The organism is Zhengella sedimenti (assembly GCF_046506625.1).
Lineage (GTDB): Bacteria > Pseudomonadota > Alphaproteobacteria > Rhizobiales > Rhizobiaceae > Zhengella > Zhengella sedimenti.
On record NZ_JBKFFP010000001.1, the window covers coordinates 952,719 to 974,222 of the forward strand.

Below are 21,504 nucleotides of genomic sequence, written 5' to 3' on the forward strand. Positions count from 1 at the left end.
TGGCAGATGTCTTGTGGCCTGCATTCCGCTTTCCCTGTTGGCTCATGCACAGATGTTCAGCAAGCGCCGTGCCAGTTGATGCCGTGCGACCGGAAGGGATTGGCAGCGCGGCCGGGAGCAGTCTAGCCGAGCGTTTGGGCGAAGCCGGCGACCGCATCGGCAACGCTTTCGATGTGACTGGCCAGCGTGTGGCCGGAAGCCTTGCGCGGCTTGAAGTCGTGATCGCCATCCTCCAGCCAGTGGAACCGGATCGCGTCCGGCAACGGGTAGGCGGCCACCTCTTCGACCGTACCGAAGGGGTCGCGCGTGCCCTGGCAGATCAGCGCAGGCGTTTGCAGGCCTTCCAGATGGGCGGTGCGCAGGCTGGCAGGCTTGCCCGGCGGATGAAACGGATATCCCAGGCACACAAGCCCGCTAACCTGCCCGGCCTCGCGGCATCGGTCGGCGATCATGCTGGCGACCCGGCCGCCCATCGACTTGCCGCCGATGATGAGCGGCATGCGCCCTTCCAGTGCGGCGATGGCGCCGGTGAATTCCGCCATGAGGGTTTCGGCCCTTGGCGGCGGCTTGCGCGTGCCGCCGGAGCGCCGCGCCGCCATGTAGTCGAATTCGAAGCGGATCACCGAAAGGCCGCGGCCGGCAAGGGCGGTGGCGACGGCGTTCATCCAGGGCGTGTCCATCGGCGCGCCTGCGCCATGGGCCAGCAGGATCGCGGCGGCGCCATCGCCGGGGCCATCGGCGAGAAAATGCGCCGGGCCTGCCTTTGCTGCGGTCATCGGTCCGTCCTGGTGCGCCGTGAGTGGGTCAATATCCATCCGTTAACGTTAAGGCTCCGTCAATCATTCGAACATACCGTTCAGCCGGTCACATTCATACGAAGGAAAGATCTCGGGGTCTGATGGGCTGGGCATGAGCGGCACAAGCAAGACGTCGGCGCAGGCTGAGGCGGACGCTTCCACGGACTACGGGAAGCATCTGTCGCGTGACGACCTGTGCAGCCTGCTCGGGGTCGCTGTCGACTGGGTCTACGAGATCGACGCCGAAGGCCGGTTCACCTGGGTGTCCGAAACGATCCGCCAGTCCGGCGTCTCGCCGTCCATGCTGGTCGGCTACACCCGCGAGGCGGTGTTCAGCCGCATCGCGCTCAGCGCGGAGGAGATGGAAGACCATCTCGCGCTGGTCGCGGCGCGCAAGCCCTTCAGGGATTTCCGCGGCGCCTTCACATCGCGGGACGGAACCTTCCGCTATTTCACCACATCCGGTTTTCCGCGTTTCGGCGAGGACGGGGAATTCCTCGGCTATTGCGGCATGTCGCGGGACATTTCCAGCTTTGTTGGCGACAGTGCCGGCTTCGGCGAGTTGCAACGGCAGCTCAACCAGTCCCGCGCGCTGCTGGAAAGCGTCTTTTCGTCGCTGGAAGGCGGCGTGATCGTCTATGACGCCGATGACCGCCTGTACATGACCAATGCGGCCATGCGGGCGCTTTATCCCGATCTCGACCGGACGATGTTCGCCCCCGGAACGCCGCTGGAAACCTTCCTGGGCGCCATACACGATTCCGGCCACATCGTGCGCGATCCGGCCACCGACAGGGAAAGCTGGATCAGCGAGCGGATACGCCGCTATCATCTTCCCTTCGAGGAATACGATGTCCGGCTTGCCAACGGGCGCTGGATCCGCTTCTCCAACAAGCGGATGGAGGACGGCACCTTCATCGGCCTGAGGACCGACATCACCGCATTGAAGGAACGCGAGGCCGCGCTGGAAGATGCGCTGGCGCAATCCTCGCTGGCCAGGGAAGTGCTCAACGGGCTCGACCAGGCGATCTTCGTCAAGGACGAGGGCCTTTGCTTCGTCAGCGCCAACAGGGCCATGAACCGGGCGCTCGGGCTGGACAGCGAATCGATTGCCGGAAAGCACGCCCGCGAGCTTGTCGGCGACGAACTGGCAGACCTGTTCGAGCCGAGCGAGCGCCAGGTGCTGGCCACGGGCGAGGCCTACGAGGCGCTGGAAAGCTGGGAGCAAGACGGCGAAACCCGCTGGCGCACGATCCGCAAGAACCGGATCGTGACGGCGGACGGCAGGCGCTACGTGGCCGGGTTCCTCAACGACGTCACCGATCTGAAGCGGGGCGAATCGGAAGCCGCGGCGGCCCGGATGGAAGCGGAATCGGCCCGGCGGCGGCTGCAGGGGGCCATCGACGCGATGACCGACGGCTTCGTGCTGTGGGACGCCGAGGACCGTCTCGTCGCCTGCAACGACGCCTTCCGCAAGCAGTTCGCCTTCCTGCCCAACCTCAAGGAGGGCCGGACCTTCCAGGAGATGTTCGTCGAATTCGCCCATACCGGCGTGGTCGCCGAAGCGGTCGGCCGCGAGGATGAGTGGGTCGCGGAAAACAGCGCGAAGCGGGCCGAGGAGATCGGCGCGGAAATCGTCTTCAAGACCCATGACGGGCGATGGATGATGCGCCGCGACGAGTTGACGCCGCTGGGCGACAGGGTCGGCATCCGCACCGACATCACGGCTGTCAAGCAGCGTGAGGAGGAGGCGCGAAAGGCCAACCAGCTTCTCCAGGACGCGGTGGACGCGATGGACCAGTCGTTCACGATCTTCGGAGAGGACGACCGGCTGCTGATGGCCAACAGGGCCTTTATCGATTCGCAGCGGGGCGCGCCGGTCGAGATCGGCATGACGTTTGCCGAGATGATCGGATCGCTCGGCCGCCACCACATCCCGGACGAGAAAACGCGCCAGCGCTGGATCGAGCGGCAACTGGCGCTGCGCGAACAGGCGCTGGCCCATGACGGGCCGATGGAGGTCAACCGGACGGACGGGCGCTGGCACCTGCTGGACCTGCGCCGCACATCGACCGGGGCCATGCTCGACATCCGCGTCGAGATCACCGAGGCCAAGGAGCGCGAAAACGCGCTCCGGGAGGCGCGGCGGACCGCGGAACTGGCCGACCGGGCAAAATCGGAGTTCCTGGCCAACATGAGCCATGAAATCCGCACGCCGATGAACGGTGTCCTGGGCATGGCCGAACTGCTCGGCCGGACCCGGCTGGACGACAAGCAGCGTACCTTCACCGACATCATCATGAAGTCGGGAAACGCGCTGCTGACCATCATCAACGACATCCTCGACTTCTCGAAGATCGATGCGGGACAACTGGTTCTCGACCCCGCGCCGTTCACGCTTGCCGAGGCGGTGGAGGATGTCGCGACGCTCATGTCGGTCAGGGCCCAGGAAAAGGACCTGGAACTGATCGTGCGCATCGACCCGGCGCTGCGCTCCGACTTTGTCGGCGATGCGGGGCGCATCCGGCAGGTGATCACGAATCTGGTGGGCAATGCGGTCAAGTTCACCGAGACCGGGCATGTGCTCGTCAATGTGACAGGCACGGATCACGGCGAACGCAGCCTGTTGCGCATCTCGGTGACGGATACCGGGATCGGCATCCCGCAGGACAAGCTGCAAAGCGTGTTCGACAAGTTCAGCCAGGTCGACAGTTCCTCGACCCGCCGTCACGAGGGAACCGGGCTGGGGCTGGCCATCAGTTCGCGGCTGGCCGAGATGATGGGCGGGCGCATCGGCGCCGAGAGCGAACTGGGCAAGGGCTCCACATTCTGGGTGGAGATCGAACTGCAGAACCACGGAAAGAGGGCAAGAACCGTGAAAACACCCGTTGATGTCACCGGTGCCCGCATCGTCATCATCGATGACAATGAAGTAAACCGTTCCATCCTCATGGAGCAGATGCAATCCTGGGGCTTCGATGCCTGCGCCGCGCGGGACGGACGGGAGGGCATCGCGATCCTGAAGGCGGCCGAAGGTTACGGCATCAGCGTCGATTGCATTGTCCTCGACTACCAGATGCCGGGCATGAATGGCGAGCAGGTGGCGCAGGCCGTCCGGGAGGACAGCCGCATCGGTGGCGTTCCGATCATCCTGCTGTCATCCGTCGACCAGGTGCTGGACGGCGACATCAACCGGCGGCTCGGCATTTCCGCCGCGCTGGTGAAGCCGGCCCGGTCCTCAGCCCTTCTCGACGCCATCGTTAATGCCGTGCAGGACAGCCGCTCGGCTCCGCGCGGGGACGGCGAGGTGTTCGTCGCAGCCCCGGCGGCAAATACGGCGGCGGCGCCCAATCCTGCCGAGGCAACAGCGCGGACCGGCGCCGTGTCCGGCAGCCACCAGGAAACCGGCCAGCCGCACCGCGTGGACATCCTCGTGGCGGAGGACAACGAGGTCAACCAGCTCGTGCTGACGCAGATCCTCGCCGATACCGACTACACGTTCAAGATGGTGAACAATGGCGAACTCGCCGTGGAGGCCTGGAACGACATGGCGCCGCGCCTTGTCCTGATGGATGTCTCCATGCCGCAGATGAACGGGCTGGAGGCCACCGCACATATCCGGCGGGCCGAAAAGCGTGACGGCCGGACACGCACGCCGGTCATCGGCGTCACGGCCCATGCGCTCAAGGGCGACCGGGAGCGCTGCCTGGAAAGCGGGATGGACGATTATCTTTCCAAGCCGATCTCGCCCGATGCCCTGCTCCGCAAGGTCGGCGAGTGGCTGGGCGCCGACGGGCGAGCCATGCGGGCGGCCCGCTGACATGCCGCAGCCGGCGCGGTAAATCCAGGTCACCAAGGAAGGCGGCGCGAACCAGGTTCGCGCCGCAGGTGCTTCCCGCTGCCCCCGCATGCCGCACGCATGCGTTCGGGAAAGACGAGCTAACCTAACGTCAATCGGTTAGCGGCGGCCATGGTGTTTTCGCACCATGCCGGAGGACCCGGCCAGCGGGTAGACATGACAGACCGGTTTTTCTGTCAGGCCGGTTCGCCGGCGGGGTTGCCGGACATGCCGCGGTTGAGCGATTGCCCCACAATTCTGCTCAAGGGAAACCCGGCACGGGAAATCAGCACGCCCGGTTTCGCACCCCGCCGGTTTTTCTTCCCCCAGCAAAGGCAATCGTTGCCGCCCAATGCCTTCGGACGTCCATGGATCCAGGGACGTGGCGACAATGCACGCCCGGCGAGCGGTCCCCTTCGGTCGAGGCGTAACGCGACCGACATGAAACTGTCATTGAACTGTTACATAGCTGCTTTAGGGCCTGACCCGCGCACAGAGAAACGCGCAGACATCGCCCAAAAAGGGAGCATCCAAGATGAAGAAATTCCTCCTGTCGACGGCCGCCGCCGCTGTCGTGATGGCCGGTTCCGCCGGCGCCGCCGCCGCCCGCGACCAGGTCCAGGTCGCCGGTTCCTCCACCGTCCTGCCCTACGCCTCCATCGTTGCCGAGGCCTTCGGCGAGAACACCGATTTCCCGACCCCGGTCGTGGAATCCGGCGGCTCTTCCGCCGGCCTGAAGCGCTTCTGCGAGGGCGTTGGCGAGAACACCATCGACATCGCCAACGCTTCACGCCGCATCCGCGAGAAGGAAGTCGCGGCCTGCGCCGAAAACGGCGTCAAGGACATCATCGAAGTCCGCATCGGCTATGACGGCATCGTGTTCGCCTCCCAGAAGGATGGCCCGGCCTTCACCGCCTTCACCCCGTCCGACTGGTACAACGCCCTCGGCGCCAAGGTGCTCAAGGACGGCCAGATCGTCGACAACCCGAACATGACCTGGGCCGATGCCAATGGCGACCTGCCGGCCGTCGAGATTGCCGCCTTCATTCCGGGCACCAAGCACGGCACGCGCGAAGTGTTCGAGGAAAAGGTCCTGCTGCAGGGCTGCGAAGACACCGGCGCCATGAAGGCCATGGTTGACGGCGGCATGTCCGAGAAGGACGCCGAGAAGGCCTGCATGGCCGTGCGCACGGACGGCAAGTCGGTCGACATCGACGGTGACTACACCGAGACGCTGGCCCGCATCGACGCCAACAAGGACGGCATCGGCGTGTTCGGACTGGCGTTCTACGAAAACAACACCGACAAGCTGAAGGTCGCCACGATGTCGGGCGTCGCCCCGTCCACCGAGACGATCGCTTCGGGCGAATACCCGGTTTCCCGCCCGCTGTTCTTCTACATCAAGAAGGCGCATATCGGCGTGATCCCGGGCCTGAAGGAATTCGCCGAGTTCTTCGTCTCCGAGGAAATCGCCGGCCCGAAGGGTCCGCTGGCCAATTACGGCCTGGTCGCCGATCCGGAACTGGGCGCGACGCAGAAGGCCGTTGCCGACGAGGCGACGCTCAGCATGTAATGCGGTCCGGCGGCTCCCTTCCGGGAGCCGGGACAAAAGGAGGGCGGCGCCGCCGCCCTCCCATTCCATATCCGGCAGAGCCGGAGACAGACGGGGCGGCGTGGCCATGACGATACTCTGGGTCCTTGCATTCGTGATCGCGCTTGCGGTCGCCGGCTATTTCGCCGGCCGGACGCGCGCGCTCGCATCGGCGGGCGGCGACATCCGGCAGATGCATTCCGTGCCGGGATATCATGGCATCAACGTCTTCCTTTTCGCGACAGTGCCCGCTCTCCTTGTCATGGTGGTCTGGCTGCTGGTCCAGCCGCTGGTCATCCAGAATGCCGTTTCGTCGCTAATTCCGGCGGAAGCCATTCCGCAGGGTGCCTCTCTCGGAATCGTCATGAGCGACGTCCAGCGCGTGGCGGACGGCCTCGACACAGCCGTGGCGGCCGGCGCTATGACCGAGGAGCAGGCCGCTTCCCTTCGCACCGAATTCACCGATGTCCGCGAGCGCCTCGCCGAAGTCGGCGTGGCCCTGGCTTCGAACGTGGAGCCGGCCATCCTGAAGGCTGCGCAGCATTACCGTGCGCTGAGCGCGACGGGCACGACCGCACTTGCCATCGTCACGGTCCTGCTGGCGATGGGCGGGTTCGCGCTCGCATGGACCCGCATCGCGCCGCGTTTCCGGGCCCGCAACTCGGTCGAGAGCTTCGTGAAGGTCCTGCTCGTTTCGGCGGCCTCCATTGCCATCCTGACGACCATCGGCATCGTGCTGTCGCTGATCTTCAACACGATGGAATTCTTCCGGCTCCATCCGGCGTCGGACTTCTTCTTCGGCACCGTCTGGAGCCCGAGTTTCGGCGGCGGCTCGGAACTGGGTATCCTGCCGCTGCTGTGGGGCACGTTCTACATCTCGCTGATCGCGCTGGTGGTCGCCGTGCCGATCGGCCTGATGGCGGCGATCTACCTGGCCGAATATGCCGGCCCGACGGTCCGCAATTACGCCAAGCCGCTGCTCGAGGTGCTGGCCGGCATTCCCACCATCGTCTACGGCCTGTTCGCTCTGCTGACGGTCGGCCCGCTGCTGGTGGACATGTTCGGCGACAGCACCGTCGGCTGGATGCAGTCGGGCACCGCCGTGATGACGGCCGGCCTCGTCATGGGCATCATGCTGATCCCGTTCGTCTCCTCGCTGTCGGACGACATCATCAACGCGGTGCCGCAGGCCATGCGCGACGGCTCGCTGGCGCTGGGCGCGACCCATTCGGAGACGGTCAAGCAGGTCATCCTGCCGGCCGCGCTGCCGGGCATTGTCGGCGCCATCCTGCTGGCCGCCTCGCGTGCCATCGGCGAGACGATGATCGTCGTCCTGGGTGCGGGCGCCGCGGCCAAGCTGTCGCTCAACCCGTTCGAGGCGATGACCACCGTCACGGCGAAGATCGTCAGCCAGTTGACCGGCGACGCCGACTTCGCCTCGCCCGAGGCGCTCGTCGCCTTCGCGCTGGGCATGACGCTCTTCGTCATCACGCTCGGGCTCAACATCCTCGCGCTCTACATCGTGCGCAAGTACCGGGAACAGTACGAATGACCGACGTCACGACCAGCCTTCTGCCCGCCGGGCGTCCGAGCGCCGAAGAGACGGCGAGACGGACACGGTCCCGCAATGCCGCGGAAACCCGGTTCAAGGCCTATGGCATGGCCGCCATCGCCATCGGCCTGTTCTTCCTGGTCGCGCTGCTCTACGCGATCCTGACCAATGGCGTGGGCGCCTTCCAGCAGACCTTCGTCAAGATTTCGATCCCGCTCAATGCCGAGCAGGTGGCGGCGGCCGAGGCATCGGTGGTCAAGACCTCCAAGTATCGCGCCATGATCGAAGATGCGCTCGCCGCCAAGGTCGCCGAGCGCGGCTACAAGACCGAATTCACCGATCCGGGCAAGATCGGCGATATCCTGTCCTCGGGCGCGCCGGCGACGCTGCGCGAACATGTACTGGCCAACGAGGCAGACATCGGCAAGACGCTGGATTTCGAGTTTCTCGCCTCCTCGCGCGTCGACGGCTATCTGAAAGGCCGCGTCACCCGTGAAGCGCTGGCGCAGGACAAGAACCTCGATGCCGAACATCTGGATCTGGTCGACCAGATGCGCGAAGACGGCATGGTGGTGAAGCATTTCAACTGGGACTTCATTACCGGCGCCGATGCCTCCGATTCGCGGCCCGAACAGGCCGGCATCGGCGTCTCCATGCTCGGTTCGCTGTTCATGATGCTGGTGGTGCTGTTCCTCGCTTTGCCGATCGGGGTCGCGGCCTCCATCTACCTGGAGGAATTCGCGCCGCAAAACCGTTTCACGGACCTGATCGAGGTGAACATCGCCAATCTGGCGGCGGTTCCCTCCATCGTGTTCGGTATCCTGGGGCTGGCGGCATTCATCCAGTTCGCGCATCTGCCGCAGTCCGCGCCGCTGGTCGGCGGGCTGGTGCTGACCCTGATGACGCTGCCGACGATCATCATCTCGACACGGGCATCGCTGAAGGCCGTACCGCCATCCATACGCGAGGCGGCACTGGGCATCGGGGCGTCGAAGATGCAGTCGGTCTTCCACCATGTGCTGCCGCTGGCCATGCCGGGTATCCTGACGGGCACGATCATCGGCCTGGCGCAGGCGCTTGGCGAAACCGCGCCGCTGCTGCTCATCGGGATGGTCGGTTTCATCGCCTCGAACTACCCCGACGGCGTGGTGTCAGGCTTCCTCGACCCGAACTCCGCCATGCCCGCCCAGATCTTCGAATGGGCCAAGCGCGCGGATCCGGCCTTCTATGAACGCGCCTGGGGCGGGATCATCATCCTGCTGGTTTTCCTTGCGATCATGAACATTACCGCCATCATACTTCGCCGACGCTTCGAGCGGCGCTGGTGACCGGTCGAAAACGGAGCGCCGAGATGAACATGCGTACCGAAACAAAGATTGAAGAAGCACTCAAGACCATGCCGCAGAACGAAACCCACCCGCTCAAGATGCGCGGCGAGAAAGTCAGCGTCTTCTATGGCGAGAAACAGGCGCTCTATGATGTCGATCTCGACATCCGGGCAAACCAGGTGACGGCGTTGATCGGTCCTTCGGGTTGCGGCAAGTCCACCTTCCTGCGCTGCCTCAACCGCATGAACGACACGATCGACATCTGCCGCGTCACGGGCAGGATCACGCTGGACGGCAAGGACATCTACGACAAGTCCATCGACGTGGTGGAGCTGCGCGCCCGGGTGGGCATGGTGTTCCAGAAGCCCAATCCGTTCCCGAAGTCGATCCGCGAGAACATCGCCTATGGCCCGCGCATCCACGGCCTGGCGCGGTCCAAGGCCGACCTGGAGGAGATCGTCGTGACCAGCCTGCAGAAGGCGGGTCTCTTCGAGGAGGTCAAGGACCGTCTCGACGAGCCGGGCACGGGCCTTTCAGGCGGCCAGCAGCAGCGCCTGTGCATCGCGCGCGCCATCGCGGTCTCGCCGGAAGTCATCCTGATGGACGAACCCTGCTCGGCGCTCGACCCGATCGCCACCGCAAAGGTCGAGGAACTGATCGACGAGCTGAAGGAAAACTACACGATCGTCATCGTGACCCATTCCATGCAGCAGGCCGCGCGCGTCTCGCAACGCACGGCGATGTTCCACCTGGGAATCCTCGTCGAGGAAGGGGCGACGGACAAGATGTTCACCAGCCCCGACGACAAGCGCACCCAAGACTACATTACCGGCCGCTTCGGCTGAGCCTTACCAATCCGGGAGACTGCGCCATGGGCGAGCATACCGTCACCTCGTTCGACGAGGAACTGGACGCGATGGACACGATGATCCGCACGATGGGCGAGCGGGCCGCCGAGATGGTGGACATGGCCACGCGCGCGCTGCTGACCGGCGACGTGGCCCTGGCGCAGCGGGTGATCTCCGAAGACCGGTTGATGGACCAGATGCAGCGCGATCTCGACGACCGCGCCGTCATGCTCATCGGCAAGCGCCAGCCCATGGGGCAGGACCTGCGCTTCGCCGTTGGCGCCATGCGCATGGCCGGCGACCTGGAGCGCATCGGCGACCTGGCCAAGAGCACCTGCAAGCGCGTGGGCTCCATCGGCGAAATGGTGGTGATGCGCGAACCCAATTTCGGCATCGAGAAGATGGCCGGACTGGCCCGCGACCAGGTCAAGGCAATCGTCGAGGTCTATGTCGGGCGCCGCGCGGACGAAATCGAGGAGATCCGCAATCGCGACGAACAGATCGACATGGCCTATACGTCGGTGTTCCGCGAATTGCTGACCTACATGATGGAGGACCCGCGCAAGATCTCGTCCTGCACGCACCTGCTGTTTTGCGCCAAGAACATCGAGCGCATCGGCGATCATGTCACCAATATCGCCGAGAACGCCTACTACATGATCACCGGCGACCAGTTGCCGATGGCGCGGCCGAAGGTGGACAATGTCGCCGAAGGCATCGGCTGAAACCGGATACTGGCAGATGGCAACACCGCGCATTCTTGTTGTCGAGGACGAGGAACCGCTGGGCGTCCTGCTCCAGTACAATCTCGAGGCCGAGGGCTACGCGGTCGAGGTGGTCAACCGCGGCGACGAGGCGGAACTGCGCCTGCGCGAGAACGTGCCCGATCTTCTCGTGCTAGACTGGATGCTGCCCGGCGTCTCCGGCATCGAGTTGTGCCGGCGCCTGCGCCTGCGGCCCGAGACCGAACGCCTTCCCGTGATCATGCTCACCGCGCGCGGCGAGGAAAGCGACCGGGTTCGCGGGCTTTCCACAGGCGCCGACGACTATCTCGTCAAGCCGTTCTCGACGCCCGAATTCCTGGCGCGGGTGCGTGCGCTGATGCGACGGGCCAAGCCGGAAATGCTGTCCGGCACGCTGACGGTCGGCGATATCGTGCTGGACCGGGAAACCCACCGCGTCTTCCGGTCCCGCCGTGAGGTCAAGCTGGGCCCGACGGAGTTCCGTTTGCTGGAATACCTGATGCAGCATCCCGGCCGGGTGTTCTCGCGCGGGCAGCTTCTGGACAATGTCTGGGGCGAGACGATCTATATCGACGAGCGCACGGTGGACGTGCATATCGGCCGGCTGCGCAAGGCCGTCAATATCGGCAACATGCCCGATGTGATCCGCACGATCCGGGGCGCAGGCTACGCCATCCAAGAAAAGTGAGTGACAGGGGCGGGGCCATCGCGACTGCCCCTTCCTCCGGCCGTCACCTGAAGCTCAGCCTTATGCGCAAGGCCAGGCTTTGCCCCGGCACTTCGTCTGGCGGGCGCGGATAGGGGGCGGCGCCACGCGCGGCCTGGAGCGCCCTTTTGTCGAGCGACGGGTCGCCGGAACTGGAACTGACGCTGGCACCGAGAAGCGCACCAGAACGGGCGATGCGAAGGCTGAGGCCGACGGTGCCGCGCCCGCCCGCACCCCGCGGCTTGCGCCGGGCGACATGGCTGTTCACGCGCTGGCCATAGCTCGCCATGGCCTTGCGCAATTGCGCGCGTGACGGGGCTGCGCCCTGGCCCCGTGCCCCTTGCCGGGTGGTGGTGTCCCTGCCGGTTGCCTTGCCCGCGCCCGCCTTCCGCTCCTGCCGTCTTTCGATGGCGCCCTGTGCTTTCTTCTCCGGCCGTGCGGGTCTGGCCGCCTTCGGGGGCGGCGGCGCGGGGGCCGGCCTGATGTCCGGGCGCGGCGCCGGCAGAACGGCGACGGTCTCAGGCAGGTCGGCCCAGCTTTCGCTTTGCGGCGGTTCGGGAATTGCCGGGGCGATGGCGGGCATGCCGATGCGGGGCAGGGCGACGGCGATGTCGCTTGCCTCAAGCGCCACGAGAGGCGGTGCGTCCGGAAATACAGGCACGGGCAGCGCAATGGCGGAAGGCGTCATCGCGGCCGCATGCGAGATCTTTTCCGGGATGGCATCGGTCTGCGGCACGGTTTGCTCCGGCGCGGTATCGTCACCATCCTCGCCCGGCGCTTCGATGAGCGTGACGGTCACCGCCACATCGCCGGCCTCGCCGGCATCGCCACCGCCGGCGATCCCGTTGGCGACAACGGCGGCGAGGGCTGCATGGAGGCCGAGCGACAGCAGGATGGCCAGAGCGGTGCGCAGGGTCTTCATGGCCTGGCCTCCACGATCATCGTCAGGGTGGTCACGCCGCCGGCGCGCAGTCTTTCCGTCACCTGCACGACGGACGCGGCGCCGGCATTGCGGTCTGCCTTCAACCAGGCGCGCTCCCAGTCTTCGGCCACGAAGGCGGCGGCCAGTCCGTCGAGCGCGGCATCGCCCTCAAGGCCGTTCCAGGCCATGCGCCCGTCGGCGGCGACATAGAGCGTGCGTGCCGGTGCCGGTGTTCCGGAGGGGATGGCGGGCGCGGATGCCGGCTCAATCGGCAGCGGGTCGGTTGCGCGGATCACGCCGGACAGCATGACGAAGATCAGCAGCAGGAAGACGATGTTGATCAGCGGCAGGGTGGGGTCGGCCTGCGGCGCTGGCGGCAGGTCAAGGCGCAGGCGCTTCATCGGGCCGTCTCCCCGTCCGTGCCGGTCCCGGCGCGGGTGGCAACCTTCGTCCGACCCGCCCTTGCCGCGGCATCGAGCGCGGTGACCAGCGCCTGGTAGGGCGCGTCCGGGCCGGCGGAGACGATGAGGGGGCGGTCCGGATCGGCGGCCAGTGCAGCCGCCAGTTCTCCTTCGGCGACAGGTTCGCCATCCAGCGTGAAGCCGGGTCCGGACAGCGCCAGTATCTGTGGCGCCGCCGCCTGCGATGCCGCTGCCGCGTCCCCGGCCGGGGCCAGCGCCAGCGGCTGTTCGGCCTGGCGGACGAATTGCGCGGCCAGCATGAAGAAGATGACGAGGATGAAGACCACATCCATGATCGGCGTGAGGTTCACGCCCGGCCGCGGCGCGGCGCTGTCGAGCGAGATGCGCCGCCGGCTCATGGCTCGTGCCCCGCGCGCTCGCGCGGCCTTGTCAGCGCGCGGTTGACGGCAGCTTCCATGCGCCGCGCGATGTTGCCGGCCATGGCCTCAAGGATGGCGGCGAAGACGAGGGCGGCGAGCGCCACCACCATGCCCGCGGCGGTGGTCAGCAGGGCTTCCCAGATGCCGCCGGCCAGCAGGGCCGGATTGACCTGATCGCCCGCGCCTTCGAGTTCACGGAACGCCTCGATCATGCCGAGCACCGTGCCGAGCAGGCCGGTCAGCGGCGCGGCGGCGGTCGACAGATGCAGGAAGCCGATGCCGCGCCGGAGCCTTGCGAGGGCGGCGCGCGCGCCGATATCGGCCTCGGTTTCCAGTTGGTCGGGGGTGGCGCCGGGGCGCATGGCATCCAGCCGCGCCAGCAGCTTGCCCAGCGCGCCGGAGGAATGGCGGCCCTTTTCGGCGCGGCCGGTCGCCAGGCTTTCGGCGGCAAGACCCAACACCTTCTGCAGGAAGACAGCGACGACGAGGACCGACAGGATGGCCAGCGCCACCATGGCCGGCCCGCCCTTCCCGAACAGGTCGCCCAGGGCGGGTGTCAGGGCTTCGAGGGAGGAGTCCAGCCAGGCGTTCATGGTGCGTCTCCGTTGGCCGTCAGCGCGAGCGGCGTGAAGGTCAGGCCGCATTCATCCCGGCCAATGCGCGCGGTGATGCCATAGGCGCCGGCCATGGTCTCTGCGGAAATGGCATTGTCGGGTTTTCCGTCGGCAAGGATGGTCCCGCTGCGCATGATGATGACGCGGTCGGACCAGCGTGCGGCCAGTTCGATGTCGTGCAGCGAGACAAGCACGGCCTTGCCAAGGCCGGCCTGCCGGCGCAGCGAGGCCATCAGCCGGATCTGGTGGGCCGGATCGAGGCTGGCGGCGGGTTCGTCTGCCAGAAGGAGCGGCGTGTCCTGGGCGATCAGCCGTGCCGCGAGGACGCGGGCCAGTTCGCCGCCGGACATGGCAGCGGCGGGCCGGTCCGCCAGATGGCCCACATCCATCGCCTCCATGGCGTCCGCGACGATGGTTTCGTCGGCCGGTGAGAGACGCGTGCCATACCCCCCATGCGGCAGGCGGCCGAGCGCGACGATGGCGCGGGCGGCGAGGTTCCAGTGCACGACCCTGTCCTGGGGCAGATAGGCAAGGATGCGGGCGCGCTCGCCGGGTGCCATGGCGGCAAGCGCGCTGCCATTCCAGCTCGCGGTGCCGGCCGTGGCTGGAACCAGGCCCGCAAGGCAGCGCAAGAGGGTGGACTTGCCGGCACCGTTCGGCCCCAGCAGGGCAACGGTCTCGCCGGGTTGCACGGCGAGCGACACGCCTTTCAGCACGGGCCTGCCGCTGAGGGCTGCCGACAGGTTTTCCACGCCAAGCCCGCTCATGTCATCACCCTGCGGTTGGACATGACGAGCCAGAGAAAGAAGGGCGCGCCGATGAGCGCGGTGAGCACGCCGACATTGAGTTCGCGGCCCGTTGTCATCAGCCGAACGGTGATGTCGGCCGCGAGCAGCAGGGCCGCGCCGCCGAAGCCGGAAGCAAGCAGGAGCGAGGAGGGCCGCTCGTCGGTGAAGGGGCGCAGCAGGTGCGGCACGACAAGGCCGACAAAGCCGATCGTTCCGGCCACGGCCACGCCAGCGCCTGCCGAGAGCGCGACGCCGGTGACCAGCATGGCGGCGGTGCGCGGCAGGTGGATGCCGAGCGAGCGCGCCGTGTCCTCGCCCAGCGACAGGGCATCGAGCGCGCGGGCGGCTGCCAGCAGCAGCGCCCAGCCGGCCCCCATCAGGGGCAGGGCGAGCGCCACGTCGGACAGCGCGCGGTCCTTCAGCGAGCCCAGCAGCCAGAAGATGATCTCATAGGAGGCGAAGGGATTGGGCGAGAGGTTCAGCGCCAGAGCGGTCAGCGCGCCGGTCAGGCTGGTCAGCGCCACGCCGGCCAGCACCAGCGTCATGGGCGATGCCTTGCGCCCGGCCAGCCCCATGAGAAAAAGCACCGCGCCAGCGGCGCCGGCGAGCGCACCCAGTTGCACGGTGAAGCCGCCGAAGGCTGACAGGCCGGTATAGAAGACCGCGACGGCGCCCAGCGCCGCGGCGCCCGAGACGCCGACGAGGCCGGGTTCGGCCAGCGGATTGCGCAGGAAGCCCTGCAGCGCCGCGCCGCCGATGCCGAGGGAGAAGCCGATCGTCAGACCCAGCAGGGCGCGCGGCAGGCGGATGTCGCGCATGATGGTCGCAGCCAGCGGATCGCCGCCGGTCACCAGCGCCACCAGTCCCTGCCAGACCGGCAGGCCGGAGGCGCCCACGCCCAGCGAGGCGAAGAAGAACGCAAAGGCCAGCAGGGCCATGAGGAGGGCGGGCCGGGTCACGAGCCGGGCCTTTCGCAGCCGGGCAGGCCGGCGCGCAATCGTTTCAATGCGGTCACGGCCCTTGCGGTGAACGGTCCGCCGCAGGTCCACAGCGCCGGATCGACCACCCCGCGCAGGATGCGCGCGCCGCTGGCCTTGAGGGCCGGATGATCGAAGAGCTTCTGCGCCAGCGCGGGCGCGGCCGGGTCGTTGGCTGGCAGCAGGATGACATCGGGACGCATGGCGATGACGTTTTCCAGCGAGACGAAGGCCATGCCGCCTGCCCCCGGTTCGGCGCCGAGGTTCCTGAAACCGGCCGCCTCGATGACCGTGTCGGGCAGCGTTCCCGCGCCTTCCGTGACGCCGTTCGGGCCATAGACCAGCAGCGACGGGCGGAAGGCCGGGGCGCAGGCGGCATCCGGCGCCCTCGCCAGTTCGGCATCGAATGCGGCCAGCAGGTCCCGTGCCCTTTCTTCCCGCCGCATGAGCCTGCCCATGCGGGCGATGTCGGCGCGAATGCCGTCCAGCGTCAGGTCGGGGGCGAAGGTCTCCACCCGGTAACCGAGACCCTTGAGCAGGTCCGTCGCGTTGCGCGCCGACCAGGCGCCGGTGACGACGAGATCGGGCGATGCCGCGACCACTTCCTCGGCAAGCCCGCGATTGGCGGGAAAGGCGCGGGCCTCATCATGCAGGGCGGAAAGGGACGGGTCGGTGGCCAGTTCCGAGACCGATTGCAACTGGCCCGGCGCGGCCAGCAGCATGGCAAGCTGGTCGGTGCACAGGTTGAGCGAATGGACCGTCGGCAGGGCCGGATCCGCCCGCGCGCCCGTTCCGGCCAGCGCGGCCAGAAGGGCGGCGGCGAAGCGGAAGGCATGTCCGTTTCGCCGCGCCATGGTGCTTACTCCCCGCCAAGCTTCGCGCGGAAACCGGCGAAGACCGAGATGCCCGGGGTCGAATAGCCCGCCACCGTCTCGTAGCGCTGGTCGAGCAGGTTTTCGCCGCGCAGATAGACCTCGTAGTTTTCTGCGGGCTTCCAGGCGATTTTCGCATCGACCTTGAGGAAGTCGTCGAGTTTCACGTCGTTGAACGTGCCGAAGCCCGCCGAGACCCGGTCGGTCAGGTTGACCACGCCGCGCGCGGTGGCGCTGACCGTCCATTTTTCCGCCGGCCGCCAGATGGCGGTCAGCGCGATGTCATGCTCGGGCACGCGCGGGCGGCGCAGGCCGTCCGGCTGTCTCGTGCGGGTGTAGGTATAGGCGCCCTTCAGGTCGAAGTCCGGGGTCACGGCCCATGCCGCCGCCACCTCGACGCCGGAGCGCTTCGTCACGCCTGGCACCTGCACATAGGAGAAGGTGGCGTAGGAATAATCGATCAGGTTGTCGGTGTTCAGGACAAAGCCGGTGACATCGACCACGAGGCGCCCGCCCAGGAAGGTCTGCTCGATGCCGGCATCGAAACTGATGCTTTCCTCGGGAACCAGCGCCGCATTGCCGGTGCCGAAGGGGGCATAAAGCTCAAAGAGCGAAGGGGCGCGGAAGCCGGTTCCGGCCGAAGCATGAAGGCGGGTCGTCTCCGTGACATTCCATGAGGCAGCCGCACGCCAGGTCGTGTGGCCGCCGAAGACATTGTGGATGTCGTGGCGCAGGCCCGCGGTCAGCGTGAAGTTCTCCGCCGGATTCCAGCCAAGCTGGCTCCACAGGCCGGTCAGGTTATGGGTGTCGTCGGTCAGGCCGCCGAAATTGTTGGTCGACCGTGCGGTCTGGCGCTCGTGATCGACGCCATATTGCAACGTCAGCGCTTCGCTCAGGTCCCAGCCGCCCTGGTAGTCGAACTTCAGGCGCTGGCCGCGCCAGTTGCCGATGAAGGGGCCGAAGGCGGAAACGGAGGACAGGTCGCGGTCGACATCGAAGGCCTGCACCGAGACCGTGTTGCGCCAGCGGCCGTCGAACAGGTCCACATGGGCGCCGATGCGTCCGGCGATCTGGCGCGAACGGGCTGTGTTGAAGGAATTGTCGGTGGGCGGGTTGCCGGAATCGTCATAGTCGGCATTGGTGCGGCGGTAGAGCACGCTGCCGAAAACCGTGACGATGTCGGAAAGCTGCTGCTCGCCGGCGAAGTCGGCGGAGATGTTGTCGAACGCGTCGGCTTCGAGGCGGGCAGGGTCGAGATCGACGACGGTACCGCCGTTGACCCTGGCCGCCGAGATGCCGTCCGACCGGGTGCCGGAGATGCCGGCGGCGAACTTGCCGGTTTCCGACGCGCCGGAGAAGACATAGCCGCCGCGCCAGGTGCCGAAGGACCCGTACTCGCCGAAAATGTCGTGATGCAGGCCCTGTTCGATGCCGTTCAGCGTGGAGATGGCCAGGACGCCGGCCACGGCATCGGACCCGTAAAGCGTGGATTGCGAGCCCTTGAGCAGTTCGATGCCGGTTACGCCGCCGGTCATCAGGCTTTCAAGCGCCGGCTGAACCTGCGTGGCGCTGGGGTCGGAAATGTCGATGCCGTTGACGAGCGTCTTGACGTATTTCTTGTCGGCGCCGCGCACGAAGAGGCCGGTCTCCTGGCCGCCCGTGCCGCCATTGGCCGCGACGGAAACGCCGGGCAGGGTGGCGAGATAATCGGTGACGGCGGGTTGCGCGCGCTCCTCGATCTCTTCCTTCGTGACCACTTCGACCTTTGAGCCGACGCGGTCCTTCTTCTCGGTGGTGCGGTTGGGCGTGGAGACCACCACTTCACCGGCATCGATGACGATGTCCTGGGCGAGCGCGGGCAGGGCGGCGGTTGCGGATAGCATGGCGGAAAACGCGGCAAGCCGCGCCGATGTGCAGGCAGATGCAGGCATGGAAACCCCTCCGGTTCCTCTGCGATTCGAGTGCCGGCAGGGAATGCCTCAAGGGGCAGCCAGCCAGCGGCGACGCGTTCGTCACCGCTTGCGCTGGGCAGCCCTGACACACCCCGTGTCCGGCCGGGTGACGCGCTGATGGCAGGTCTCCTGACTCACGGTTTCGCGGCCTGTCCGCCTTCCCGGTCCGTTGCGGACCAGTGGCGTGTGGACGGGCCAAACCGCTCACAGTTGCGGGGGCAGTTCCGGCTTAACCTTTTCCGTCCTGAAACGGTCGGCCTTCCGGATTCCCTCTTAGCTCCGGGCACAATGCCCGCAGACCATCAACGCCTTCCCTTAAACGCCTGACGGGATGGCGTGTCAACAATTCGTCAGGGATTCGCCATGTTCGTTGCCGCCCTGTTGTGATTCTGTCACGTCACCCCGGCGCGGGTGGGGCAACGACCCGGCCATGTCCGGGAGGCGATTGCGGCTTGCATGATTGCCGCGCCTTTCGTACGAGCCTGTGATCCCGGCCAGACCCACCGATTGTGCGGCCCATGCCCCGACCCGAGCTTCTTCGTTCCGCCATGCCCTTTGCCGCCGCCATCGCCGCCGGTGGTTGCGGCGCGGCGCTTGCCTTCCTTGCAGGCGTGCCGGCGCCCTTCCTGACCGGACCGGCGGTCGCGGTCACGCTGTGCGGCCTGGCCGGTGTGCGCATGGGCATTCCCGCGCGCATCCGGGATTTCGCCTTCATCATGATCGGCCTTTCCATGGGATCGGGCGTGACGCCGGACGTGACGAATGCGCTGACACGCTGGCCGGTCAGCCTGGCCGCGCTCATCGCGGCGCTGGTCACGATCATGCTCGTCTCGCGCGCCGCCCTGGTCCGGTTCACGGGCGCGCATGGCCCTTCGGCCGTGCTCTCGTCGGCGCCGGGACACCTGAGCTATGTGCTGGCCATGGCCGAGCAGTCCGGGCTCGATGTGCGCCTTATCGGGATCGTCCAGTCGATGCGGGTGCTGTTCCTGACGCTGGCCGTCCCGCCCGTCGTCGAGATTGCCGGGCTCTCCCGGCCGGGCAGCGGCTTTTCCGCGGAAACCATGCCGGCGGAGCAGATCCTGGCCGCACTGGCGCTGGCGGGCGTTGCGGGCTGGGGTTTCAAGCGGGTTAACCTGCCGGCGGCCTACCTGCTCGGCGGCATGCTGGTCTCGACGGGCGGCCATATCGGTGGCGTGCTTTCCGGCGGCCTGCCCCTGTGGCTGTCCACGCCCGCCTTCGTTCTGCTGGGAACGCTGATCGGCACGCGCTTCTCGGGCGTGACACCCGGCGAGTTGCGCCGGGCGCTTGGCGCGGGGCTGCTGATCACCGTCATCTCGGTTGTCATCGCAGCGGCCGCAGCGGCCATGGCGTCGGCACTGACCGGGATCGATTTCGGCGCGATGCTGATCGCCCTGTCACCCGGCGGTGTCGAGACCATGACCGCCATGGCAACGCTGATGGGCGCCGATCCGGCTTTCGTCGCCGCCCATCATGTCTCGCGCCTGCTGTTCCTCGCCGCCTTCGTGCCGTTCCTGCTGGTGAGGCAGAAGCGGCGGCAGGGCGGCAGCACGGATCAGTAGCCGGCCGGGCAGCGGGCGATGTAGCGGCGGCCGTAGCGGTCGCGATAGACGCATTCGCCGCGCCGCGTGGCCCGGCCGATCAACACGCCCGACACGGCGCCGATGGCGGCTCCCGCCAGCACGCCGCCGGCCTTGCCGCCGGTGGCGATCGCGCCCGCCGCCGCGCCAATGGCGCCGCCGGTGGCAGCATCCCGCTCGGCGGTCGTACAGGCCGCGAGCGCCATCGTTGCGGCCAAGATCACAAGAACATTCTTCATGGCAATCCTCTCCATCCGGTTGCCCGCCTCCCACCGGTCACAACATGCAAGACTCAAGGCGAATTTGGGGCAAAATCACCATAGCCTGTCCGGAGGCCCTTGGCGCGGCCCGTTCGTGGCGGCATTTTAGCGCAACACGATTGCCAACGGCACATTCTTGTGTTTACCATTTGGTCAAAAAGACGGGATGCCAATTTTTTCATCAGGGGAACAGGAGCCAGACCATGCCAGTCAGGACGAAAGCGGCGGCCGCCTTGCCGATCAGCCGGCGTCAACTCATCGCAGCCGGTGGCGCGGGCGCTGCCATGCTCGCCATGCCGGGCCTCATCGGAAGGGCGCGCGCGGCGGACAAGATCAGGGCCGCGGCCATCTACACCGTGCCCGTCGAACAGCAATGGGTGAGCCGCATCCACAAGGCCGCCGAGGCGGCGGTGGAGCGGGGCGACATCGAGTATGTGTTTTCCGAAAGCGTGTCGAACAGCGATTACGAGCGCGTCATGCGTGAATATTGCGAGGCGGGCTACGACCTCATCCTCGGCGAGGCCTTCGCGGTGGAGGATGCGGCGCGCTCCGTGGCCGACGACTACCCGGACAAGGCCTTCCTCATCGGTTCGTCCTTCAAGCCGCAGGAGGAGCATCCGAACTTCGCGGTGTTCGACAACTACATCCAGGACGCCTCCTATCTGACCGGCATCATCGCCGGGGCCATGACCAAGTCGAACAATATCGGCATGGTGGGCGGATACCCGATCCCGGAGGTGAACCGGCTCATGCATGCCTTCATGGCCGGGGCGAAGGAGATCAATCCGGAGGTGAAGTTCCAGGTGGCCTTCATCGGGTCGTGGTTCGATCCGCCCAAGGCCAAGGAAACCGCCTTCGCCCAGATCGACGCCGGCGCGGACCTGCTCTATGCCGAGCGCTTCGGCGTTTCGGACGCGGCCAAGGAGAAGGGCCTGCTGGCCATCGGGAATGTCATCGACACGCAATCCGATTATCCCGAGACCGTCGTGGCCTCCGCGCTGTGGCATTTCGAGCCGACGCTGGATGCGGCAATCGCGAAGATCAAGGACGGTGCCTTCAAGGCGGAAGACTACGGCGTCTATTCCTTCATGAAGGAGGGTGGTTGCTCGCTGGCGCCGCTCGGAACCTTCGAGGGCAAGGTCCCCGAAGCCGCCATGGCCATGGTCGCGGAGAAGGAAGCGGCCATCAAGGACGGGTCCTTCGTGGTCGAGATCAACGACGAAGAGCCGAAGTCGACGATGTAGCGGGGAAAGTCCGGGCGGTGGCCAGCCCGCCGC

19 protein-coding genes and 1 riboswitch are annotated in these 21,504 nt (G+C 66.7%); of the genes, 9 read left to right on the forward strand and 10 right to left on the reverse strand.

The window, feature by feature from the left end:
• Window positions 1–122: 122 nt before the first annotated feature.
• Window positions 123–776, reverse strand: coding sequence for an alpha/beta family hydrolase (locus ACLB6G_RS04720; RefSeq protein ID WP_410354952.1), 654 nt, complete (start codon window positions 774–776; stop codon window positions 123–125).
• Between the two features lie 133 nt (window positions 777–909).
• Here ACLB6G_RS04720 and ACLB6G_RS04725 point away from each other — a divergent pair, with 133 nt between their 5' ends.
• From ACLB6G_RS04725 to phoB, 7 genes are all read left to right on the forward strand, one after another.
• Window positions 910–4,617 (forward strand): response regulator, encoded by a 3,708-nt coding sequence (locus ACLB6G_RS04725; RefSeq protein ID WP_410354953.1) that lies wholly within the window; start codon window positions 910–912, stop codon window positions 4,615–4,617.
• Between the two features lie 553 nt (window positions 4,618–5,170).
• Window positions 5,171–6,208, forward strand: coding sequence for a substrate-binding domain-containing protein (locus tag ACLB6G_RS04730; protein ID WP_410354954.1), 1,038 nt, complete (start codon window positions 5,171–5,173; stop codon window positions 6,206–6,208).
• 106 nt (window positions 6,209–6,314) lie between these two features.
• Window positions 6,315–7,778: a phosphate ABC transporter permease subunit PstC gene (gene pstC, locus ACLB6G_RS04735; protein ID WP_410354955.1), complete on the forward strand. Its 1,464-nt coding sequence runs from the start codon at window positions 6,315–6,317 to the stop codon at window positions 7,776–7,778.
• Window positions 7,775–9,106, forward strand: a complete 1,332-nt coding sequence (pstA, locus tag ACLB6G_RS04740) for a phosphate ABC transporter permease PstA (protein ID WP_410354956.1) — start codon at window positions 7,775–7,777, stop codon at window positions 9,104–9,106. Before pstC ends, pstA begins: the two co-directional genes overlap by 4 nt.
• Window positions 9,107–9,174: 68 nt before the next feature.
• Complete coding sequence (gene pstB, locus ACLB6G_RS04745; protein WP_410355168.1) at window positions 9,175–9,951, forward strand: phosphate ABC transporter ATP-binding protein PstB; 777 nt, start codon at window positions 9,175–9,177, stop codon at window positions 9,949–9,951.
• A gap of 26 nt (window positions 9,952–9,977) precedes the next feature.
• Window positions 9,978–10,679 carry a phosphate signaling complex protein PhoU gene (gene phoU / locus ACLB6G_RS04750; protein ID WP_410354957.1) on the forward strand — a complete coding sequence of 234 codons (702 nt, stop codon included), beginning with the start codon at window positions 9,978–9,980 and terminating at the stop codon, window positions 10,677–10,679.
• A gap of 16 nt (window positions 10,680–10,695) precedes the next feature.
• A complete protein-coding gene (gene phoB / locus ACLB6G_RS04755) occupies window positions 10,696–11,385 on the forward strand; it encodes a phosphate regulon transcriptional regulator PhoB (RefSeq protein WP_410354958.1) in 690 nt (229 codons plus the stop codon).
• Between the two features lie 43 nt (window positions 11,386–11,428).
• Here the strand turns inward: phoB and ACLB6G_RS04760 are convergent, their stop codons facing one another.
• From ACLB6G_RS04760 to ACLB6G_RS04795, 8 genes are read right to left on the reverse strand one after another with little or no spacing between them, the layout of a single operon-like run.
• On the reverse strand, window positions 11,429–12,325 hold the full coding sequence (locus ACLB6G_RS04760) for an energy transducer TonB family protein (RefSeq protein WP_410354959.1): 897 nt from the start codon (window positions 12,323–12,325) through the stop codon (window positions 11,429–11,431).
• The gene (locus ACLB6G_RS04765) at window positions 12,322–12,726 is read right to left on the reverse strand and encodes an ExbD/TolR family protein (RefSeq protein WP_410354960.1); all 405 of its coding nucleotides are present in this window, start codon (window positions 12,724–12,726) and stop codon (window positions 12,322–12,324) included. The genes ACLB6G_RS04760 and ACLB6G_RS04765 overlap by 4 nt, the downstream gene beginning before the upstream one ends.
• Window positions 12,723–13,145: an ExbD/TolR family protein gene (locus tag ACLB6G_RS04770; RefSeq protein WP_410354961.1), complete on the reverse strand. Its 423-nt coding sequence runs from the start codon at window positions 13,143–13,145 to the stop codon at window positions 12,723–12,725. Before ACLB6G_RS04770 ends, ACLB6G_RS04765 begins: the two co-directional genes overlap by 4 nt.
• Entirely contained in the window at window positions 13,142–13,759 is a 618-nt protein-coding gene (locus ACLB6G_RS04775; RefSeq protein WP_410354962.1) for a MotA/TolQ/ExbB proton channel family protein, read from the reverse strand. Before ACLB6G_RS04775 ends, ACLB6G_RS04770 begins: the two co-directional genes overlap by 4 nt.
• Window positions 13,756–14,547 carry an ABC transporter ATP-binding protein gene (locus ACLB6G_RS04780; protein WP_410354963.1) on the reverse strand — a complete coding sequence of 264 codons (792 nt, stop codon included), beginning with the start codon at window positions 14,545–14,547 and terminating at the stop codon, window positions 13,756–13,758. Before ACLB6G_RS04780 ends, ACLB6G_RS04775 begins: the two co-directional genes overlap by 4 nt.
• Complete coding sequence (locus ACLB6G_RS04785) at window positions 14,544–15,506, reverse strand: FecCD family ABC transporter permease (protein ID WP_410355169.1); 963 nt, start codon at window positions 15,504–15,506, stop codon at window positions 14,544–14,546. Before ACLB6G_RS04785 ends, ACLB6G_RS04780 begins: the two co-directional genes overlap by 4 nt.
• A 17-nt stretch (window positions 15,507–15,523) precedes the next feature.
• Entirely contained in the window at window positions 15,524–16,399 is an 876-nt protein-coding gene (locus tag ACLB6G_RS04790; RefSeq protein ID WP_410354964.1) for an ABC transporter substrate-binding protein, read from the reverse strand.
• Window positions 16,400–16,404: 5 nt separating this feature from the next.
• Window positions 16,405–18,348: a TonB-dependent receptor plug domain-containing protein gene (locus tag ACLB6G_RS04795; RefSeq protein ID WP_410354965.1), complete on the reverse strand. Its 1,944-nt coding sequence runs from the start codon at window positions 18,346–18,348 to the stop codon at window positions 16,405–16,407.
• A gap of 123 nt (window positions 18,349–18,471) precedes the next feature.
• Window positions 18,472–18,688: riboswitch (cobalamin riboswitch) on the reverse strand.
• Window positions 18,689–18,887: 199 nt separating this feature from the next.
• Between ACLB6G_RS04795 and ACLB6G_RS04800 the strand changes: the two genes are divergently transcribed.
• Window positions 18,888–19,949 carry an AbrB family transcriptional regulator gene (locus ACLB6G_RS04800; protein ID WP_410354966.1) on the forward strand — a complete coding sequence of 354 codons (1,062 nt, stop codon included), beginning with the start codon at window positions 18,888–18,890 and terminating at the stop codon, window positions 19,947–19,949.
• On the opposite strand, the gene ACLB6G_RS04805 is transcribed toward ACLB6G_RS04800, so the two are convergent.
• On the reverse strand, window positions 19,943–20,206 hold the full coding sequence (locus ACLB6G_RS04805; protein WP_410354967.1) for a hypothetical protein: 264 nt from the start codon (window positions 20,204–20,206) through the stop codon (window positions 19,943–19,945). The genes ACLB6G_RS04800 and ACLB6G_RS04805 overlap by 7 nt on opposite strands.
• 224 nt (window positions 20,207–20,430) lie before the next feature.
• Here ACLB6G_RS04805 and ACLB6G_RS04810 point away from each other — a divergent pair, with 224 nt between their 5' ends.
• Window positions 20,431–21,471 carry a BMP family protein gene (locus tag ACLB6G_RS04810; protein WP_410354968.1) on the forward strand — a complete coding sequence of 347 codons (1,041 nt, stop codon included), beginning with the start codon at window positions 20,431–20,433 and terminating at the stop codon, window positions 21,469–21,471.
• Window positions 21,472–21,504: the final 33 nt, after the last annotated feature.

Coding starts and splice junctions, on each gene's coding strand:
- ACLB6G_RS04720 (WP_410354952.1), bottom strand. CDS start 776: ATGACCGCAGCAAAGGCAGGCCCGGCGCATTTTCTCGCCGATGGCCCC.
- ACLB6G_RS04725 (WP_410354953.1), top strand. CDS start 910: ATGAGCGGCACAAGCAAGACGTCGGCGCAGGCTGAGGCGGACGCTTCC.
- ACLB6G_RS04730 (WP_410354954.1), top strand. CDS start 5,171: ATGAAGAAATTCCTCCTGTCGACGGCCGCCGCCGCTGTCGTGATGGCC.
- pstC (WP_410354955.1), top strand. CDS start 6,315: ATGACGATACTCTGGGTCCTTGCATTCGTGATCGCGCTTGCGGTCGCC.
- pstA (WP_410354956.1), top strand. CDS start 7,775: ATGACCGACGTCACGACCAGCCTTCTGCCCGCCGGGCGTCCGAGCGCC.
- pstB (WP_410355168.1), top strand. CDS start 9,175: ATGCCGCAGAACGAAACCCACCCGCTCAAGATGCGCGGCGAGAAAGTC.
- phoU (WP_410354957.1), top strand. CDS start 9,978: ATGGGCGAGCATACCGTCACCTCGTTCGACGAGGAACTGGACGCGATG.
- phoB (WP_410354958.1), top strand. CDS start 10,696: ATGGCAACACCGCGCATTCTTGTTGTCGAGGACGAGGAACCGCTGGGC.
- ACLB6G_RS04760 (WP_410354959.1), bottom strand. CDS start 12,325: ATGAAGACCCTGCGCACCGCTCTGGCCATCCTGCTGTCGCTCGGCCTC.
- ACLB6G_RS04765 (WP_410354960.1), bottom strand. CDS start 12,726: ATGAAGCGCCTGCGCCTTGACCTGCCGCCAGCGCCGCAGGCCGACCCC.
- ACLB6G_RS04770 (WP_410354961.1), bottom strand. CDS start 13,145: ATGAGCCGGCGGCGCATCTCGCTCGACAGCGCCGCGCCGCGGCCGGGC.
- ACLB6G_RS04775 (WP_410354962.1), bottom strand. CDS start 13,759: ATGAACGCCTGGCTGGACTCCTCCCTCGAAGCCCTGACACCCGCCCTG.
- ACLB6G_RS04780 (WP_410354963.1), bottom strand. CDS start 14,547: ATGAGCGGGCTTGGCGTGGAAAACCTGTCGGCAGCCCTCAGCGGCAGG.
- ACLB6G_RS04785 (WP_410355169.1), bottom strand. CDS start 15,506: ATGGCCCTGCTGGCCTTTGCGTTCTTCTTCGCCTCGCTGGGCGTGGGC.
- ACLB6G_RS04790 (WP_410354964.1), bottom strand. CDS start 16,399: ATGGCGCGGCGAAACGGACATGCCTTCCGCTTCGCCGCCGCCCTTCTG.
- ACLB6G_RS04795 (WP_410354965.1), bottom strand. CDS start 18,348: ATGCCTGCATCTGCCTGCACATCGGCGCGGCTTGCCGCGTTTTCCGCC.
- ACLB6G_RS04800 (WP_410354966.1), top strand. CDS start 18,888: ATGCCCCGACCCGAGCTTCTTCGTTCCGCCATGCCCTTTGCCGCCGCC.
- ACLB6G_RS04805 (WP_410354967.1), bottom strand. CDS start 20,206: ATGAAGAATGTTCTTGTGATCTTGGCCGCAACGATGGCGCTCGCGGCC.
- ACLB6G_RS04810 (WP_410354968.1), top strand. CDS start 20,431: ATGCCAGTCAGGACGAAAGCGGCGGCCGCCTTGCCGATCAGCCGGCGT.